The organism is Secundilactobacillus hailunensis (assembly GCF_005405185.1).
GTDB lineage: Bacteria > Bacillota > Bacilli > Lactobacillales > Lactobacillaceae > Secundilactobacillus > Secundilactobacillus hailunensis.
Genome location: NZ_BJDO01000024.1, coordinates 1 through 18,580, shown reverse-complemented (window position 1 = coordinate 18,580; position 18,580 = coordinate 1). Strand labels below are relative to the sequence as shown.

The 18,580-nt window shown below is 45.6% G+C and carries 19 protein-coding genes; 14 read left to right on the top strand and 5 right to left on the bottom strand.

The genetic code is table 11. The annotated features are described in order from the left end of the window. The first annotated feature begins 1 nt into the window (after position 1). The 9 genes from aroA to FFM73_RS07495 all read left to right on the top strand — a co-directional run bounded on the left by aroA (position 2) and on the right by FFM73_RS07495 (position 7,554). Entirely contained in the window at positions 2-1,288 is a 1,287-nt protein-coding gene (gene aroA / locus FFM73_RS07535; RefSeq protein ID WP_137631164.1) for a 3-phosphoshikimate 1-carboxyvinyltransferase, read from the top strand. 13 nt (positions 1,289-1,301) lie between these two features. Next, on the top strand, positions 1,302-2,168 hold the full coding sequence (locus FFM73_RS07530) for a prephenate dehydrogenase (protein ID WP_137631163.1): 867 nt from the start codon (positions 1,302-1,304) through the stop codon (positions 2,166-2,168). Further along, positions 2,165-2,692, top strand: a complete 528-nt coding sequence (locus tag FFM73_RS07525; protein ID WP_137631162.1) for a shikimate kinase — start codon at positions 2,165-2,167, stop codon at positions 2,690-2,692. Before FFM73_RS07530 ends, FFM73_RS07525 begins: the two co-directional genes overlap by 4 nt. Before the next feature lie 11 nt (positions 2,693-2,703). Continuing rightward, entirely contained in the window at positions 2,704-2,955 is a 252-nt protein-coding gene (locus tag FFM73_RS07520) for a hypothetical protein (protein WP_137631161.1), read from the top strand. Between the two features lie 177 nt (positions 2,956-3,132). Further along, positions 3,133-3,963 (top strand): Ig-like domain-containing protein, encoded by an 831-nt coding sequence (locus FFM73_RS07515; RefSeq protein WP_137631160.1) that lies wholly within the window; start codon positions 3,133-3,135, stop codon positions 3,961-3,963. Between the two features lie 156 nt (positions 3,964-4,119). Then, a complete protein-coding gene (locus FFM73_RS07510) occupies positions 4,120-4,584 on the top strand; it encodes a MarR family transcriptional regulator (protein ID WP_137631159.1) in 465 nt (154 codons plus the stop codon). 150 nt (positions 4,585-4,734) lie between these two features. Next, the gene (locus FFM73_RS07505) at positions 4,735-5,265 is read left to right on the top strand and encodes an LbetaH domain-containing protein (RefSeq protein ID WP_137631158.1); all 531 of its coding nucleotides are present in this window, start codon (positions 4,735-4,737) and stop codon (positions 5,263-5,265) included. 97 nt (positions 5,266-5,362) lie between these two features. After that, entirely contained in the window at positions 5,363-6,400 is a 1,038-nt protein-coding gene (locus FFM73_RS07500) for a zinc-binding alcohol dehydrogenase family protein (RefSeq protein WP_137631157.1), read from the top strand. After that, complete coding sequence (locus FFM73_RS07495) at positions 6,397-7,554, top strand: MDR family MFS transporter (protein ID WP_137631156.1); 1,158 nt, start codon at positions 6,397-6,399, stop codon at positions 7,552-7,554. The genes FFM73_RS07500 and FFM73_RS07495 overlap by 4 nt, the downstream gene beginning before the upstream one ends. Positions 7,555-7,608: 54 nt before the next feature. On the opposite strand, the gene FFM73_RS07490 is transcribed toward FFM73_RS07495, so the two are convergent. Both FFM73_RS07490 and nrdI read right to left on the bottom strand, forming a co-directional pair. Next, positions 7,609-8,358 (bottom strand): nitroreductase family protein, encoded by a 750-nt coding sequence (locus FFM73_RS07490; protein WP_137631155.1) that lies wholly within the window; start codon positions 8,356-8,358, stop codon positions 7,609-7,611. A gap of 12 nt (positions 8,359-8,370) precedes the next feature. Next, a complete protein-coding gene (gene nrdI / locus FFM73_RS07485; RefSeq protein WP_137631154.1) occupies positions 8,371-8,838 on the bottom strand; it encodes a class Ib ribonucleoside-diphosphate reductase assembly flavoprotein NrdI in 468 nt (155 codons plus the stop codon). Positions 8,839-9,013: 175 nt separating this feature from the next. On the opposite strand from nrdI, the gene FFM73_RS07480 reads away from it, so the two are divergent. Continuing rightward, positions 9,014-9,589 (top strand): TetR/AcrR family transcriptional regulator, encoded by a 576-nt coding sequence (locus tag FFM73_RS07480; protein ID WP_171001241.1) that lies wholly within the window; start codon positions 9,014-9,016, stop codon positions 9,587-9,589. Between the two features lie 7 nt (positions 9,590-9,596). On the opposite strand, the gene FFM73_RS07475 is transcribed toward FFM73_RS07480, so the two are convergent. Further along, positions 9,597-10,214 carry a LysE/ArgO family amino acid transporter gene (locus FFM73_RS07475; protein ID WP_137631152.1) on the bottom strand — a complete coding sequence of 206 codons (618 nt, stop codon included), beginning with the start codon at positions 10,212-10,214 and terminating at the stop codon, positions 9,597-9,599. A 48-nt stretch (positions 10,215-10,262) separates the two neighbouring features. On the opposite strand from FFM73_RS07475, the gene FFM73_RS07470 reads away from it, so the two are divergent. Next, a complete protein-coding gene (locus FFM73_RS07470) occupies positions 10,263-11,699 on the top strand; it encodes an aminotransferase-like domain-containing protein (protein WP_235874474.1) in 1,437 nt (478 codons plus the stop codon). A gap of 81 nt (positions 11,700-11,780) precedes the next feature. After that, positions 11,781-12,674 carry a prenyltransferase gene (locus FFM73_RS07465; protein WP_137631151.1) on the top strand — a complete coding sequence of 298 codons (894 nt, stop codon included), beginning with the start codon at positions 11,781-11,783 and terminating at the stop codon, positions 12,672-12,674. Between the two features lie 72 nt (positions 12,675-12,746). Here the strand turns inward: FFM73_RS07465 and FFM73_RS07460 are convergent, their stop codons facing one another. Then, positions 12,747-14,123, bottom strand: a complete 1,377-nt coding sequence (locus tag FFM73_RS07460) for a hemolysin family protein (RefSeq protein WP_137631150.1) — start codon at positions 14,121-14,123, stop codon at positions 12,747-12,749. A 169-nt stretch (positions 14,124-14,292) separates the two neighbouring features. Continuing rightward, the gene (locus FFM73_RS07455) at positions 14,293-16,194 is read right to left on the bottom strand and encodes a flavocytochrome c (protein ID WP_137631149.1); all 1,902 of its coding nucleotides are present in this window, start codon (positions 16,192-16,194) and stop codon (positions 14,293-14,295) included. A gap of 260 nt (positions 16,195-16,454) precedes the next feature. On the opposite strand from FFM73_RS07455, the gene FFM73_RS07450 reads away from it, so the two are divergent. After that, positions 16,455-16,838, top strand: a complete 384-nt coding sequence (locus tag FFM73_RS07450) for a hypothetical protein (protein ID WP_137631148.1) — start codon at positions 16,455-16,457, stop codon at positions 16,836-16,838. A 312-nt stretch (positions 16,839-17,150) separates the two neighbouring features. After that, positions 17,151-18,320, top strand: a complete 1,170-nt coding sequence (locus tag FFM73_RS07445; protein ID WP_137631147.1) for an iron-containing alcohol dehydrogenase — start codon at positions 17,151-17,153, stop codon at positions 18,318-18,320. Positions 18,321-18,580 lie beyond the last annotated feature (260 nt).

Sequence of the window (18,580 nt, the reverse complement as noted above, 5' to 3'; positions counted from 1 at the left end):
TATGAGAACACTTAAAACTAAACCAGCCCAGGGGTTACATGGTGAACTCACCGTGCCTGGCGATAAAAGCATCTCCCACCGGGGCATTATGTTAGGCGCTATCAGTGAAGGAACAACTACACTGACGCATTTTCTGACTTCAGCGGACTGTCTGTCGACTTTGGCTGCCTTTCAGCAACTGGGGGTGCCGATTGAGCGTAATGGCACGACCGTTACCGTTCACGGTGTTGGCCTGCACGGCCTGAAATCGAGTTCTGAACCGCTTGATATGGGAAATTCTGGGACCACTACCCGGCTGATAATGGGGTTATTAGCGGGTCAATCATTTAAAACAACGTTAATTGGCGATGATTCCCTCTCAACGCGGCCGATGCGCCGGGTCAGTGAACCGCTGGCCACTATGGGCGCTAAGATGACGACCACTGATGGTCATTTACCAGTGACGGTGACGGGGCAAAAATTACACGCCGTTCATTACCAGCTCAAGGTTGCCAGCGCGCAAGTCAAAAGTGCGCTGATTTTAGCGGCCTTGCAAGCGGATGGCCCCACGACGTTAATCGAAAAATTACCCACCAGAGACCATACGGAGCGGATGTTAACGGCCTTTGGCGGAGACATTCAAACGGCGACGGATGGGGTAACGATTACCGTTGCACCGCAGCCACACTTAACGGGTCAGTCGATGACGGTTCCCGGTGATATGTCTTCAGCGGCGTTTTTCATGACCGCAGCCAGTCTGGTGTCAGGTTCGAAAATCACGTTGAAGGATGTCGGCCTCAACCAGACGCGGACCGGGTTATTGGAGATTTTAAAGGCCATGGGCGGCAACGTTTCAATTAAGTCTGAACCCACCACGGGAGAACCTTTAGGTGATCTAACGATTCAGTCAGCTGATTTAAAGCCGATCACTATCGGGAAGGACCAGATTCCAGCAGTGATTGACGAACTGCCACTGGTCGCCTTATTAGCAGCCAAAGCGAACGGAATTAGCCGGATCACTGGTGCTGAAGAGTTAAGGGTCAAGGAAACGGACCGGATCAGCGCCATCGTGACGGAATTTAAAAAATTGGGGATTGCAATCGAAGAGTTACCAGACGGCTTTGTGATTGATGGCCGTCAGCCCTGGCACGTGGTTGATTCCGTGTTAGATGCCCATGATGATCATCGAATTGGGATGGTTTTAGGGATTGCAGCCTTGCTGGTCGAGATGCCTTTACAGTTGAAGGGTGCTGATAGCGTTCGGATTTCCTACCCTGAATTTTTCGATGATTTAGACCAATTATTGTAATGAGGTGATCGGTATGACAACGGTATTGATAAGTGGGTTAGGCCTAATTGGCAGCTCAATTGCGCGGATCATGAAACAAAGTTCGGTGCAGCCGACAATTTTGGGGGACGACCCCAATGACGATACGGGCCAGTTTCTGCTGGGTCAGGGGATCATTGATGAACGGGTGACGCTGTTAAAGGCAGCTTCGCGCGCTGATATCATCGTTCTCGCTGGCCCGGTTTCAGTGATTATTGACCAATTGAATCAACTGGCAGCAGTGGTGTTAAAACCGAATGTGCTAGTGACGGATGTGGGCAGTACTAAAATGCAGGTGATGACAGCCGCAAAGCAGCTGCAAAAACACCAGATCGCGTTTATGGGCGGTCATCCCATGGCTGGCTCACACAAGACGGGCGGTCGGGCCGGCCGAGAAGACCTGTTTGATCACGCGACTTACTTCATCGTGAACGGGTCGCAAACCCCAGCGCAAACAGCCCAGTTTAAAGCCTGCCTTAAGCCGGCCCAATTACGGTGGGTCAATGTATCGGCTGAAGCCCACGATGGCCTCGTCAGCGAAATTAGCCACGTCCCGCACGTGTTAGCCGCTAACCTTGTCAATACCGCGGATCACCAATTAAAACATGATGCAGTAGGACTCAGTGCGGCTGCCGGTGGGTTCAAGAGTACCACCCGAATTGCCGGTGCCGATCCAACGATGTGGACGGCAATCATGCTGAGCAACTCTGAAGCAATTAGTGAGCAGCTCACAACTTATATGACACAGTTAAAAGAAATTCAAAGTGCGATTGAAGCACATGATACGGATAAAATCTACCAATTCTTTGAACACGCCAAGACGGTTCGAGAACGATTAGACCAAGGAGGGGAGACACAATGAGAGCAATTTTAGTGGGCTTCATGGGCAGCGGTAAAACCACGGTCGGTGAGTTATTGGCTGACCGGCTGCACCTCACGCACCGGGATTTAGATGACGTGATCGTTGAACGTGCCGGCAAAACGATTCAGCAAATTTTTGACGATGATGGCGAAACCGCCTTTCGTCAGTTGGAACACGATGTTTTAGCAGATACCTTGCGCCATAGCGAAGGGATTCTCTCAACGGGAGGTGGCACGCCCATTCAAACGGCGAACTATGACCTGCTGCGTAAAAGTAACGTGCCAGTGATTTTACTCAACGTGCAACCGGCAACGGTGCTGGCCCGGTTAGCGGATGATGGTCAGCGGCCACTGGTTAAAAAACTGGGTGCTGACGGGTTACTGGGTTTGAAAGTACAACGGGATGCGAAGTATCATGGCGTCAGTGATATTGAAATTGACACGGATGATCTGACACCAGTCGAAGTTGTGGATGCCATTTTGGCCCACGTGCGTTTCAAGAGTGGCAGTCAGGGTGCGGTATAGGTGGTCTCAACATGGATTTAATTAATATCTCACTGCGTAAATTGGATTACATGATTCATCAGCGGTACGGTGATGGTACGAGCATTAATTATCTGGTTAATAAAAGTCCCTTCCGGCAAAACCAGTACGGCGTTCATTTAGAATTAGTCAATAGTGATGGCAAAGTATATCAAAAAATTGAAGTGTACTTTAAACCTGACCAACTGATTTCCGAGCCCTTTGAGGCCAATGGTAGACAGTACCGGTTAACGCTGGTTAGATGAACTTAGGCGGCTGATTTAAGGTTAAATCACCGTTTTTTTTGCGTTATTTTATAAAAGAGATTAAAAAGTCCTAAAACCTTTGGCTAACTACTAGTCACCTGTCCAATAACGGGTTATACTCATCAATGCTATTATAATTCGCTGGTTCACAGCGAACATACACAAGGAGAGACACACATGAAAAAATTGGTCATTTTATCAAGCAGCTTGATTGCTGCCTTTGGTTTACTTGGTTTCGGCGCAGCAACTACAACACAGGCATCTGCTAAGACAGCTAAGACTACTAAGACAACGATCGTTGCAGGCAGCCCAAGTTTATCCATCAACAAAATTTACTCAAATTCAACATCAGTAATTGGTACCGCAAGTAAGGGGACCAAGATCACCGTTGAAAACAGCAAGCAAAAACAAATTGCCAGTTCAATGGCATCTAAGACAACCGGTAAGTATACCGTTAAGTTACCAGCTAAGCAAAAAGCAGGGACTAAGCTTTACGTTTACGCACGGTACACCACTAACCGTCACTACCTTTACCGCATCATGACGGTGCAGGCTGCTGGTTCAGCTAAGACAGCAACTAAAAAGGTCACTACTAAAAAAGCACCCGCAAAGAAGACGACTTCAAAGAAGACTGTTTCCAAGAAGACCACTTCAAAAAAGACCACAACTAAGAGTCCTAAATTACAGACGCCAACTGGTACATGGCAGTCAACGAGTTATAAGGGCGCTTCAATGAAGTTTACTTTCAGCCAAAAGACGGGTCTGAACCAATACGTGACCCAAGGTAAGAAAACGACTCACGTATTGAAGAACGCAACTTACAATGTTGATCCACAATCCGTTAACTTCTGGAAGATCAACGCCACTGCTAAGGGCGGTGCTAAGACGACCTTCTACATGCGCTTTAAGGGTACTAAGCAGTTCGTGTTAGTTAACAGCAAGAACCAAGCTGTTAAGACCTCAGTTGGTAAAGCCCCAGCTGGCAACTATACGTTTAACTTACAATAATGAAATTAGACCGGGACACAACTCGGTAGGTTTCAGAAGATAACACTAAAAAGTGGGTTTCCTAATTTGGAGACCTACTTTTTATTTAAGTAAATTAATACGTGAACTGGAAACAATTATTTGGTATACTCTAAATAACAGGAAAGAGGGAGTCAAATGACCACGCAGCAGCAATTTTACAAGAGTCTGAAAACGTTGCTGGACAAGATGCAGTTACTGGACCAGGCGGAAATGCAGGCCAAACTGGCAGATTTTAAACCGGCTGAAGTGCATACGATTCAATACATCGGTCAGCATATCGGGGCCAACGTCACTGCGATTGCAGCTGGGATGTATGTCACCCGCGGTGCTGTCAGTAAGATGACCAAGCGCTTGATCCGCCGGGGACTGATTGAGAAGTACCAATCAGTAGAAAATAAAAAAGAGGTCTATTTTCGGCTGACGGCGGCTGGTCAAGAGGTCTACGAACAGCATGAAGCAATGGATCGGCAACATGATCAGCGCGATCAGGTGGTCTTTGATTCAGCGGATCCAAAACAGGTTGCGGGGACGTTGCAGTTCCTGCAAGCCTATAATGATCATTTGGATCATGAACTTCAGCGACCTAAACAGGGCGATTAAAGCGTGATCATTTAAAATTAACGGAATTTCTAACCAAGTTGGTTCGGAGATTCTTTTTTTATTTTTAATTTTGTTGACAAAGAAACAAAATATGATATTATGTTTCCAATGCAACAAAAATAAAGATAACTACGAAAGGATTTTCTAATCATGAAAACTTTTAAAGAAATACTGCAGCAAAACTGTTTTGACCCTGATCAAGAAGTACGGCAAGTCGCTGCTAAAGAACTTGAGTCCCAATTTAACTGCGAAGTCACTGCAGTCCAGATGGATCCCAGCGTACAATTCGCACACCATGGCCGTGGCTGCACGATTGCGGCTGCTAAGCTGAGTGCTGGTGTGGTGATTTTTCAGAACGTGACGGTTGGCTCAAACCAGAAGTTTAACCTAAAAACGCAGGCATGGGAACACGTTGGCAGTCCGGTAATCGGTCAGAATGTGATTATTGCGGATGGCGCAAAGGTACTGGGCCCCATCATTATTGGGGATGATTCGGTGATTGGTGCCGGGGCAATCGTGACCAAGGATGTCCCCGCTAAATCACTGGTGACCGGCGTGAACCAAATACGGGAAAAACCGGCTGATTACGATTTAGTTTTTCATTTGCCGATGCCTAGCAGTGACGCGATTATTGCCGCTTGTCAGGAACTGATTCAAAAGTATGACGCTAATGAAGATTAATGCCCGCAAAGAATAATTTAGCCTCCCCTTAATCGTTTGCTTACGAATGCCTGTCTGGTACAATTAATGCAGGTTATCAGGAAACGGAGGGTAGTTTATGGAAAAAATGAAGACAATTGGTGCCACCGCAACCCATCAGTTAGTTGATTTAATGTTGCCGAAACCTAGTGCCAGCTCTAATCAAGTACTCGTTAAGATTGAGGCAGTTTCAGTTAATCCAGTGGATATTAAGATTAAGGCAGCGGTCAATGAAACGACGGCGCCCAAAATCTTGGGCTATGATGCGGTTGGTAAAGTGGTTGAGACTGGTAAGGAGGTCACTAAATTTCAGGCCGGTGACCGGATCTTTTATGCTGGTAGTGCCCAGATGGCTGGTGCCAACGCTGAATATCAGTTAGTCGATGAACGCTTAGCCAGTCTGGCACCGCGCACGTTGACTGCACCAGAAATTGCAGCCATGCCGTTAACATCATTGACTGCTTATGAGCTACTATTCGAAAAAATGCAGTTTGTTGCTAAAGCTAATCAGAATCAAAGACGGACTTTACTGATCATCAATGGTGCCGGCGGAGTAGGTTCCATTATGGCCCAGCTGGCGCATTGGGCCGGCTTAACCGTACTGGCAACCAGCAGTCCGAAAAATTTTGACTGGCTGACACAAAACCACGTTGATCATCCCCTGGACTACCATGGTGATTTATTACAGGCCATCCACACCTTAGGCTACGATTCAATTGACGGCATTGCTATCTTGTATAATCCGGCAGCCTACTTTGATCTAGCAGCTGAATTAGTTGCGCCGTTTGGCCATATTGGCTCAATTGTCGGCAGTCCCGTTGATCTGCCGCTATATAAAATTAAGAATAAGGCTGCCAGTTTTGACTGGGAGTATATGTTTGCGAAGAGTGATGTTGATTACGACGTCAACAGTCAGGGTAAGACTTTACAATTGATTGCCCGGCTCTTAGACCAGGGTGTGTTGACGTCGACGTTGACGCAAACCGTTACAGGTGGAATCAATGCCGATAGTTTAACCCAGGCACATGAGCTAGTCGGCCAAGGGAAAGTGCACGGTAAGCTAGTATTAACGGGTGGCTTTAACGTGCCGCCAGAAAGTCGGAGCGTTCATAAATGATTGCAACTAAAAAAGAGGTTCGCTTACCCGCGCTGTTTATTGCGACCTTAATGCTCAATACCGGGGCGGCTTTTATGTGGCCGTTAACCACGATTTACATGAATAAAACACTCGGTAAATCGCTGACCATGGCCGGTGCCGTGATGCTGCTGATGTCAGTGATGATGATGGTCGGTAACTATGTAGGCGGGGTTTTATTTGATCGCTGGTCGCCCTATTTAACGGGGGTCTTAGGTGCTGGTCTATCACTGATTGCCATGATCTTATTGATCTTTTTCCACGGCTGGCCGATCTTTGCGGTCTTGCTGGTGATCGTGGGTTTTGGTGACGGTATCAGCCTCACTGTGGGCAATTCCTTTGCCGCCATGATTACGCAGACGCCCATTCGCAAAGTCTTTAATCTGATGTACATTGCTTTAAATGTTGGTGTAGTTATCGGGACGTTATTAGTGGGGTATTTACTAGATTACGGGATTACCCTCGTCTTTTCAGTGACCACCCTGTGCTATATCCTGTTATTTATTTTAATGGTGACTGAATTCAAGATCGATGTTAATAGTTCGCAGAGTAACCATCAAGCTGGTGGCCGGGTCCCCAAGCTGAATTTAAGGGTTATCTGGTGTATCTGTTTAATGGTGTTTGCCATTTACACCAGCTACTCACTGTGGGAAAGTGTGCTTTCGGTTCACATGACTAACCTGCATATTGCGTTTAAAGATTACAGCCTACTATGGACCATGAATGGTTTTTTGATCGTTTTTGGCCAGCCACTAATGAACCGGCTATTTACCAACCATAAGTTGGCGACACAGGTTGGTCTGGGCGTGTCGATCTTCGCACTGTCATTTTTCGGCTTGATCTTTGCCAGCCAGTATTCCGCCTTTGTGATCATTATGATCGTGCTAACGATTGGTGAAATGATTGGCTTTCCAGGACTGCCAGCTTGGATCGACAGTCTAGCGGAAAATGGGCGCAAAGGGAAGTATCAAGGGATGTATAACGTAGCGATTTCCCTTGGGCGAGCTGTGGGGCCGCTGTTTGGTGGTCTCATGATCGACTTCTTCAGTTATCAAGCATTGTTCCTCTGTGTCGGCGCAGCCATGCTCGTCACATTGGGCATTGTCCTATTAAGTAATCGACAGTTAGTAAACTAAAAAGATGAGCCAATTTCCCTCAAATTAGAGAAATTGGCTCATTTTTTGCTTTGATTAATTAACGTTAAAACCCTGTTTTTTAATCACTGAGATCAATTCAGCACGTAACTGCGGAGCACGCTTGAGTTCTTGAACAATATGCTGACTGAAAGTCGTTTGTTTTAAGTGACTGTTACGATTAGCATAATAGGCCGCCGTTGTAGCATCGTAGGCGGCTAACTGAGTGTCAAAATCACCTGGCAGCGCATACTGATTACTAAAGTGTATTAGCGGTTGGGGTAAGCGCGGTTTTAAGTCAGGCTGTTCTGCTGGGTGTCCGATGGCGATTCCCAGTAGTGGGAAAGTGAGTTCGGGTAAGTTGAGCAGGTCAATGATCCGCTGGGTATGGTTTAAAATACTGCCCATGATCGTGCTGCCCAAGCCCATACTTTCGCCGGCTGTCACGATGGCTTCAGCGGCGATCGCAACGTCAAAGGTGCTGGCCAGAAACTTATCAAAAGAACGCAGGATCGTTGTATCAGCATTGGCCTTTTCTGCAATTTTTAAGTTACGGTGCTGATCGGCAACTAGCATGAAATAATGGCCGCTTTTCTCTAGCCAGTGGTGACCCGTAATGTCACCTAGCTCCTGCTTAATGGCGGGATCAGTAATGCTGATGATGCTATATTGCTGTGCAAACGTACTGGTAGCAGCGTGCTGGGCAGCCGTGACCAAGGTTGAGACCTCGGTTTGAGTTAGCGGCTGGTCCGTATAATGACGGATACTACGGTGCTGCATTAACAGCGTTAAAATATCGTTAGACATAAGCTCACTTCCTTATAAGTTTAATAGTTGTAATTGTTCGACGAGTTTTTTGTAGACCCGCGTTTCATCGGCTGGTACGCCCCGTAATTCGTAGTCGGCGATAAAGGGAGCGTCAAATTTTTGGCAGTAACGCCGGGCGGTGAGGCAATACTGCTCGTTAAAGTTTTTATTGCCGCTGCCTACGACCCCAATGAGCTGGTTGGCGTTATCGTGATAGTCGATATATTCGCCCATCACATTGGTCATCAGTTCCTTCACACCATTGTCGATACCGTTACCACCGTCCAAGTAAGTTGGCACGAAGCAGAAGAACGGTTTGGTTTCATCAGCAAAGTCAGTCTGCTCGGAAATTTCGGTCGCTTCAATTTCTGGTAAGCCCTTATTTTTGATGTGCTGTGCCATTGCGTAGTGAGTCAAATGTTCAACGAAGTTTCGCGTATTACCTTCAATTGAAATAAATAAAATTCGGATTGGTTCCATAGTTTTTGCCTCCAATTATCGCTATAATGGTAGATATTGTGTTGGTGGTAGACGTGGTACATACTGATAGTGTTATTATTTAATTGTAGACTATCTATTGGTTTGAAAGCAAGAAACAGCATTACCATTTTGAAGTTCTAAAATTGGAATGAGCAAAGACTACAGAGGTGAGAAAATGGCAGAGAAACAGGATTTAAGGGTTCGGCGGACGAACGAACAAATTACGAAAGCTTTCTTTGGTCTACTCAAAGAAAAGGGCTTTAAGACCATGACGGTGCAAGATATCAGTAAACGTGCACGGATTGGCCGATCAACGTTTTACAGTCATTATTACGATAAATACGATCTTTTAGAAAAACTAGTTACGGAATACACGGAGGTTTTTCGTAAGATCGTGGATCAGCGTTTTAGAATACATACGCCAGAGATTGGCTCCAATACCGTTAAAGTACTGATTATTGCACTTACTCAGTACCGCGAGATTTTATTGCAGTTATTTGAGATCCACACGGAAACCGCGGATCTTGAACGGAATTTTAAACAAATTTTACGGTCAACGGCCTACTCGTATTTTCAACGGGTGGAATTACCTGACGAATTCCAACTGCCGCTAGACTATCTTAGTGATCTTTATGCCAGCAACGTGATGTTATTCTTACTGTGGCAATTACGGCACGGTAAAAATGATTCCGTCATTCAGTTTGGCGACCGGTTGCAGGAATTTGTGCTGAATCCGACTGAGGGGCTCTAAGACAAACCTACAGCAACGCGCCGATAAACTGGCTTAAGAGTTTAACGGCATAGCCTAACATGACGACGCCGCAGACCCGGTTGATCCAGGTGAGGACCTTGGCATTCAATTGTGATTTTAACAAACTGACAATGGTTGTCAGACTGGTAAACCACAGGAAAGAAGAAATCGCGACACCGCTGACAAATAAATCGCCTTTGACGCCTGGCAGTGAAGCTCGGAAGGCACCGAGCAGCATGGTTCCGTCCAAAATGGCCTGCGGGTTTAGCCAAGCAATTGAAAAAGCGGCTAGAATGGCGGCACGATAATGAAAGGTTTTGTGTGGATTACCCACATCTAAGGGTGTAGTTGTAGAACGAATCAGCTGGATGCCCAGTACGGTGATAAAGGAGCCGCCACCCGCCCACAGTAGTAGCTTTAATAGGGGGACGGTCGCTAACAGCTGACCGACACCAAAAAAACAGGCCAGCGATAACGAAATATCAAAGAAGATGACGATACCAGCAATCAAGTAAGCTCGGTGTCTGGGCTGATCCAGTGCCGTGTTGATGACATATAAGTTTTGCATGCCGATTGGGGCCACATACGCGAGACCAAACAAGAGCCCCTTGAGTAAATTGAACATTTGAAAAACTCCTTTAGAAGTAAAATTAAAAGCGAAAGAAAGATCGACATGATTCGACTAGATTGGCAGCCTGATATGACTAGTGCCGTACCGGTATATCAGCAGATCATTAATACCTTTATCCAGCATATTCAAGCAGGTGACTGGCCAATTGGCGGCCAGTTACCGGCACAGCGGCAACTGGCTGAGCAGTTTCATGTCAACCGCAGTACCGTCAGTAAAGCGATGGACACACTGCTTGCTGACGGTGTTTTGACCACGGCATTTGGCGGTGGCACGCGAATTGCAAGTAACAGTTGGTCAACCATGATCCGGCAGCCGGTAGATTGGCAGCATTACATTGACTCAGGTGAGTTTGTTGCAAACCAGCAGACCATTCAAAAGATCAATGAAGTTGAGACGCAGGCGAAAATTCGGCTGGGTACCGGAGAAATCGGACCAGAACTATTCCCAGTTGAATTGGTTCAAAAGGCTATGAAACGGGCGGCGGCAAAATTAACGAATTTAAATTATTTACCGCCAATGGGTTCTCAGACATTGCGAGCCGTTATTGCGGGCCGGTTAGCGAAGTGGGGCATCAAAACTACCGCTGACAACATACTGATTACTTCAGGATCGCTGCAGTCACTGCAGTTAATTGCGGTTTCACTGCTGGCACAGGGATCAGTCGTTTACACCACACCGGCGAGTTATCTCAAGTCCTTACGGGTGCTGCAATCCGTTCATGCCCAGTTTAAATCCTTACCCACGGATGATGAGGGGGTTCAGTACTGGCACATCACAGCTAAAGACCGGCAACGCCTGTTGTACGTCATTCCCACCTTTGATAATCCGGATGGTGAAGTCATGACCCAGCAGCGTCGCGAAGATTTGATGCAGTATGCTCAAAAACAGCAGCTGCCGATTATCGAAGATAGCGCTTATCAGGATCTGTGGCTGAATCAGCGGCCACCGCAGCCGTTAAAAGCCTTAGATACCGCGGGTAACGTTTTATATCTGGGCTCGATTTCTAAATCATTGGCACCCGGAATGCGGATTGGCTGGATCGTGGGTCCGCAGTCGATCATTAAACGGTTGGCGGACGTGAAGATGCAGACGGATTATGGTGCCAGTTCACTATCCCAGATGGTGCTGACGGAGGTGTTAAATGATCCGGATTATGATCGTTATTTAGACCATTTACGTCAGCAGCTTAAACGGCGACGCGACTACGCAATAACCGTCTTGAAAAGAGAACTCAGTGGTATGGCTACTTGGAAAATACCAGCTGGCGGGTTCTATATTTGGCTAACGTTAGATGCAAAAATAAACGTTCAGCGCTTATTTAACTCAGCGGGTCAGCTGGGGGTCCTACTAAATCCGGGTTCAGTTTATGGTAAAAATGCCCAGCATAATGTGCGTCTGTCATATGCGTTCGCGGATGAAGCAGCGTTTGAACGCGGGATTAAAGTCGTTGCTGAGCTCATTTCAGATCAGCTTTCATAAGCATAAGATCAGTTTAATTAAAAATCGGCTGGTTGTACTCAGCCAAATTAAAAATTATTGACCAACCAAAGGAGAGTAATCGTGTCATTATTAAAAAAAGCCAACGCGCTCGTTCAAGCCAAGGCCGTTGTGACGTCACTAATGCCTTGTTTGTTAGGCATCTTATTTGCAGCAAGTTATTACCATAGTTTCCAGTTAGCTAACAGTCTGATGATCACCATTAGTGTGGTGGCGTTTCATCTGGCTGTGAATGCACACAACCAATATAAAGATTATGAGCACTTTAAAGGCCAAGATAGCCATAATAACATTTTGAAAAACTTTGCAATTACCCCCAGACAAGCACGGACAGTGATCGTGGGTTTAGCCCTATTTTCAATGATCATTGGGCTGATCCTCGTTGATCGTACAGGACAGCCAGTTCTGTGGTTTGGCATCGTTAGTTTTGCCGCTGGCTATTTCTATTCCGGCGGGCCATACCCGATTTCGAAGACCCCGTTTGGCGAATTGATCTCAGGCCTGACGATGGGATATAACATCACCTATTTAGCCACCTACGTAAATATGTATCAGCTGATCGATGTGCGTGGTATGTGGTATAAAACGTTGGTGGTCGCCATACCAGCAATTTTTACGATCAGTAACATCATGCTGGCCAATAATATTGCCGATCGCCATGAGGATCCGTCATTGGGACGGAAAACCATCGTTTATTATTGGGGTAAAAAGGGCGGTGTATTATTGTGGCAAGTGAGTTTCGTCATGGCCTACATTGGGATCTTGGCAGCCGTTATTTTGGGCTATTTACCAACCGCAACCTTACTCGTTATGCTGACGATCCCAATTGTTTGGCGCAATACGCAGCGCTTTAGTAGACACCCTAAGAAAGAGACAACTTTTCTGTATTCGATCATTAACGCGCAGATCATCCTAGTTACTACCGTTGTTGTTGGCGGCTTAGCGTTAATCTTTTAACTAAGAAGAACCAAAAAAAGAAGCCTGATTATCAGTTTTGACTGGTAATCAGGCTTCTTCTAGTTTGATCAATTATTCATCATTATCTTCGTTATCATCATCGTCATCATCGTCAGCAGGCGCAGGTTCGTTCACGGTAACTTCAAACCAGTTGATAAATGAGTTTTCGTAATCTACTACTTTAAAATCAAAGTTATCAATGTGAAGCACGGTACCTTGCTTAACGTTGGGATAATTATCCAGAATTGAACCAGCCAGCGTGACTACGTCGTTGGTTTCAAATTCCTTAATATCAACATCGAAGTAACGTTCGAAATCATAAGTTGTCATTTTACCACTGACTTGGTAAGTGCCATTAGGCTGTTTGAAGATATCTTCGTTAGAAGAATCATCGATTTCATCGCGGACGGTGCCAAAAAGCTCTTCGTAAATATCCTTATCAGTAATGATTCCTGAGGTACCACCATATTCATCGACCACGACCACGATTGGTGTCTGTTTGCGAATCATTTGTTGAAGCACCTCAGTGATCGGTGTTGATTCAGGCGTGGTTGAAATGTGCCGCAACAGACGATCGATGCGAATCGTTGGGTCGACTTGCTGCTGACGGATTAAGTCATAGTTGTAAATGTAGCCTAAGATCTTATCCTTATCACCGTGAGCCACAACTGGTAAGCGCGAGAACTTCTTTTGCAGATACATATTAATGGCTTCTTTGACGTCGGCGGTGATATCGATCACGATCAAAGCGGTTCGGTCGATCATAATATCCTTGGCCACCTTATCGTTCAGTTCAAAGGCCCGCTGCATGTAGACGTAATCGTTTTTCTCCAATTCACCACCGGCAACGGCATTACGGGACAGGCTTAGAATTTCAGCTTGTGAGTAGACTTCTTCACTCTCGTTAGCAACTGGGAATCCCAGTAATTTCACTACCCCGCTAGCGGAAGTATTGAGCAACCAGACGAAGGGGTAGAAGATGATGTGACAGTAGTGTAACGGAGTCGTCACGAAACGGAGAACCTTTAACGGCATATCGATAGAAATGTTTTTAGGCACAATTTCAGTAAAGACCACTTCTAGGTAAGTCAATAAAAGAACACCGAGCACGGCACCGATCGCGTGAGCAGTTGCGCCACCCGGATTAGTGTGGGTGATGTTCAGCAGGTCAAGTAAAATCGTCGAAATCGTCGACTCACCTAACCAGCCTAAGATAATACCCGCAACTGAAACCCCCACTTGAGTGGTTGAAAGGTACTCGTTTAAGTTCGTCACCATTTTTAACGAACGCTTTAACCTTTTTTTGGATCCTTCTCCGTTGTCCAAGGCCTCTTCAAGGGCACTAGGACGAGATTGAACTAAAGCAAATTCGCAAGCCACAAAGAAAGCTGCGACGAAGAAAGTGATTAATATGACAATCAAATTGATAATTATCTGACCACTATCCAAGAATTCATTCCTCATTTCTTAATAAAATCAACATTTAAACATTATCCTTCATTATAACGCTTGTCGGTTTCTTTTTTAACTGCTATCGGGCAGATTATTGACTACTGATTAGTAGAGAAGTCAATCATATCAGTGCTTGTAGCAATTTACAAGAAATTCTGAAATGGTGTTAATGCATGGATGCAGAGGTGACCGTATCCACGATTTCGTTGGTTGCCGATTTAGCAGCAATCGGACCGAACGTAAAGATATCCGCCAGTGAATTACCACCGAGACGGTTGCCGGCATGAATGCCACCAGCCACTTCACCAGCTGCGTAAAGGCCATTAATGCGGTTACCATCAGTATCCAGTACGTGGGCACCAGCATCAATCGTCAAGCCGCCCATGGTGTGGTGAATGGCAGGCTTTCTTGGTGTCGCGTAGAAGGGCGCTTGTTCAACCTTCAAATCAAAGACGCTCTTACCGAAGTCGGGGTCGCTGCCTTGGTCCACATAGGAATTATAAGTGGCAACCGTTTTTTCAAGCGTCTTTGGATCCATGCCAATTTGAGTAGCCAGATCAGCCAACGTGTCGGCCTTAAATAGTCGGCCGTCTTTGACCTGCTGTTCCAATTGGTCTTCGCTGGTATTATAAGCGGTTTTCTTGATCTCATTATCGGCAATCAGATAGAACAGACCGCCGTTATCGAAGGCCGCTTTTGCCAAAACGTCACGTTCGGCATACTCGTTAACGAACCGCTTACCCTGCTGATTGACCATTAAGAAGTTGGCAGGCGGACACTGGATACCGGAGAAGAGTTCACCGGTCTGCGGATCGGAGACGGGCATCATTTGAATGAAGCCCATTCCCGTTAAAGCGGCGTGGGCCTGCTGACCTAATTTGATTCCGTCACCAGTGATGGTTGGGGCGTTAGTGGTAGCGATATTGTCAGCAATTTTTTGCCAAGCGGTATTGTATTTTTGAACTAATGCCGTGTTGGCACCAAAACCGCCAGAAGTTAAGATCACAGCCTTTGATTGAACCGTAAAGGTGTGGTCGCCGGGTTTCTCAACCAGGACACCGCTTAAATGACCCTTAGCGTACAGCAACCGGGTGACCGGACTGTCGGTTAAGATGATACCGCCATTGTGTTTAACGTAGGCGCTGAGTGCTGAAATATAAGCGTAGCCAGCGCTTTCCACGGGTTTATGTCCCCGTCGCCACAGGGCACCGACTGGCATGGCCACGTCCGAGGTATCGAACTTAACGCCAATCTTGGCGAGCCATTTTTGGGCTGCCAGATCATTATCGGTTAACGTCTTGACCAGATCATAGTTACCATAGATCCGGTGACCCTTCAAATCAGTCCGGACACCGCCTAAATAGGTTTGAATACGGTGGAGCTCGACAGAATCGAAGAGATAAGGCTTGTTGTCTTTCGTATCAGCAAAATAAGCCTTGATCTGTGACTGTAAGGTTTTAAAATCAGCCTGATATTCTGAATCAATATCGGCGACCTTCATATCCAGTAGGTTTTGCAGGGCTTGGTGTTCACCCGGTAACGCGTCAAACTGGTTTTGCCAGTCGGGATCAGCCGCGTTCATTGGTCCGCCGCTTCGGATGGTATTACCGCCTAAAGCAGGGGCTTTTTCTAATAGGACGACTTTGCGGCCCTGATCTAATACCGTTGCGGCAGCTGCTAATCCAGCACCACCGCCACCGATGATCACAACATCGGTTTGTAGGTCAGTATTTTCAGCAACCTTCGGCACGTACTTATCCCGGTTTTGCCACTCTTGGGCGTCCCCACCGGCCTGTTTGATGGCTTCAGCCACACCGGCCATAATGCCCCGGCTAGTCTCAGAAGCGCCAGTAACGACATCCACGTTGAGGGTTTGACCATCAACGATTGCGTCTGGAATCCGGTCATAAACCACGTCACTGATGCCAGCCGTTTCCGATTTTTGGTCGACCGTGATGGCTTCAATGCGGTTAGCTGAAAAAGTAACGCTCATGGAAAATGTTCCGTTGTGACCCTGAGCCGAAACGGTATACTTGCCTGGTTTAAATGTTTGCTTATCGTTTGCCATGTGATAACTTCCTTTTTTAAAATTCTTTTTAATTAAATGATAGCGGATACATAGTTAATTCTACCATGAATTAGCAATGCCGGGTGGGAGGCGGTTTATCCGATGATAACGCACGCTTTAAAAAGCTAAAAGGCGTTTTTTAGGTCTTCATTTTCGCTCAATAGGGCCCATCAGTTCGGCTTCTAAACAGCATAATCACACACCTTTTGGAAAATAGTGCTAAAATAAAATTGCAACACAAATCAAAGGAGATCTTAGTTATGGCAACAAAAAGTGCAGACAAGGATAAGGATAAGGAAGCAACCAAGCCAGCTTTTGAATATACTGATGAAATGATTCAAAAGGCTGCCGACCTGATTGTCAAGCAAGGTTATGTCACTCGCAAGGACATTCCAGAAATGAAAGATTTGGACTGGGCTTACGGATTGGGTGAAAAAGTCGACAAGTATTTTAATAATAAAAATGCCGGCCGTTATATCTACCATGAAGACTTTGACTATGCTGGCGGGGATATCGCTGACATTATTTTCGATATGGATCAAGTCAAGACCCGTACCGATGCGCTTAAGAAGTTGGGTGAAGTTTTGGGTGACAAGATTATCGATGGTAATCTGGACGAAATCGAACACGATATTACAAATTAATCTCTGAAGCCTTGCCGAATGGTAAGGCTTTTAATATGGGCTGGCAATTGTAATGGCGACCATAATTAATCGGGTTAACTCCTTTATTTGTGAAGTAATTTATTTAGTTATTCATGGGAAACGAGTCATTTAAAAGCTACTGAAAGTTATGAAGCTTGTTTAATAAAGCCTTAAAACATTGATATAACGGTAACGCTTACAGTTTTTAAGATTGGGAAAAACGTCAGGTCAAACGTTTACACTATTTTGTATCAGTGTTAATATTAAAAAGTTAACAAAGTCACGTATAATTTTAAATTAGGAGCGTAGATCATGAAGGAAAATTTTGATTTCTTAATGCCTAGTGTCAACTTCTTCGGTAAAGGCGTCATCAAGAAAATTGGTGACCGTGCCAAGATGCTAAACATGAAAAAACCATTAATCGTTACTGGTAAAGTCTTAGAAGGTATGGAAAATGGTCCAGTTACTCAAACTTTAGATTCATTGAAAGCTGCTGGTGTGGATTACGTTATCTTTGACGGCGTTGAACCAAACCCTAAGATTCGTAACATCCAAGCTGCCAAAAAGGTGTACTTGGATAACAATTGTGACAGTATCATCACTGTTGGTGGTGGCTCGTCTCATGATTGTGGTAAGGGGACTGGTATCATTTTAACTAATGGTGATGATATCACTAAGTTAGCCGGTATCGAAACACTTGAAAACCCATTGCCACCATTGATGGCCGTTAACACCACTGCCGGGACTGCTTCAGAATTGACCCGTCACTGTGTAATTACTAACGAAAAAACTAAGTTGAAGTTCGTTGTTGTTTCATGGCGTAACATTCCACTGGTTTCCTTCAATGACCCAATGCTTGAATTAGATATTCCTAAGGGCTTAACTGCCGCAACTGGTATGGATACCTTTGTTCAATCAATCGAACCATACGTTTCAACCAACCGTAACGAAATCACTGACGGCCAATGTGTTGAAGCAATCAAGTTAGTTGAAGAGAGCCTTCGTGAAGCCGTTGCTAACGGTCACAACCTCGAAGCCCGTACTAAGATGGTTGAAGCTGAAATGTTAGGTGGGATGGCCTTTAACAACGCTGACCTCGGTTACGTTCACGCTATGGCTCACCAATTGGGTGGTCAATATGATGCCCCTCATGGTGTTTGCTGTGCAATGCTGTTACCAATCGTTGAAGAATATAACATTCCAGCATGCCCAGAACGTTTTGCTGAATTAGCTAAGATCATGGGCGAAAACACTGATGGTCTGTCAACGCGTGACGCTGCTGAATTGTCGATCAAGGCAATGCGTCAGATGTGTGACGATTGCGGCATTCCACGTTCAATCAAGTCAATTGGTGCAAAGCCAGAAGACTTCGAATTGATGGCTGAAAATGCGTTGAAAGATGGTAACGCACCTTCGAACCCACGTAAGGGTACTAAAGAAGATATCGTTAAATTGTTCCAGGAAGCGTATGACCAAAAGTAGAGAGCGCAATTAAAAGCGTTTAGCTCCCAGAACATAAACAAATAAGGACTTGAACCCTGAACTTGGGGTTCAAGTCCTTATTTGTTTATGTGGCCGGGAGCTGCTTTTAAGTGCGCGTTTCGGCTAGAAAACATGGCGCTTCGTCAAGTAGAGTTGATTTAGATTTATAGGAGTACTTAGACCTCAATTGGTCTAGGTGCTTTTTTAGTTGGCAGTTTTTTGGACAATGGTTTGAACCAGACGCGTTCCAAAAAAATACG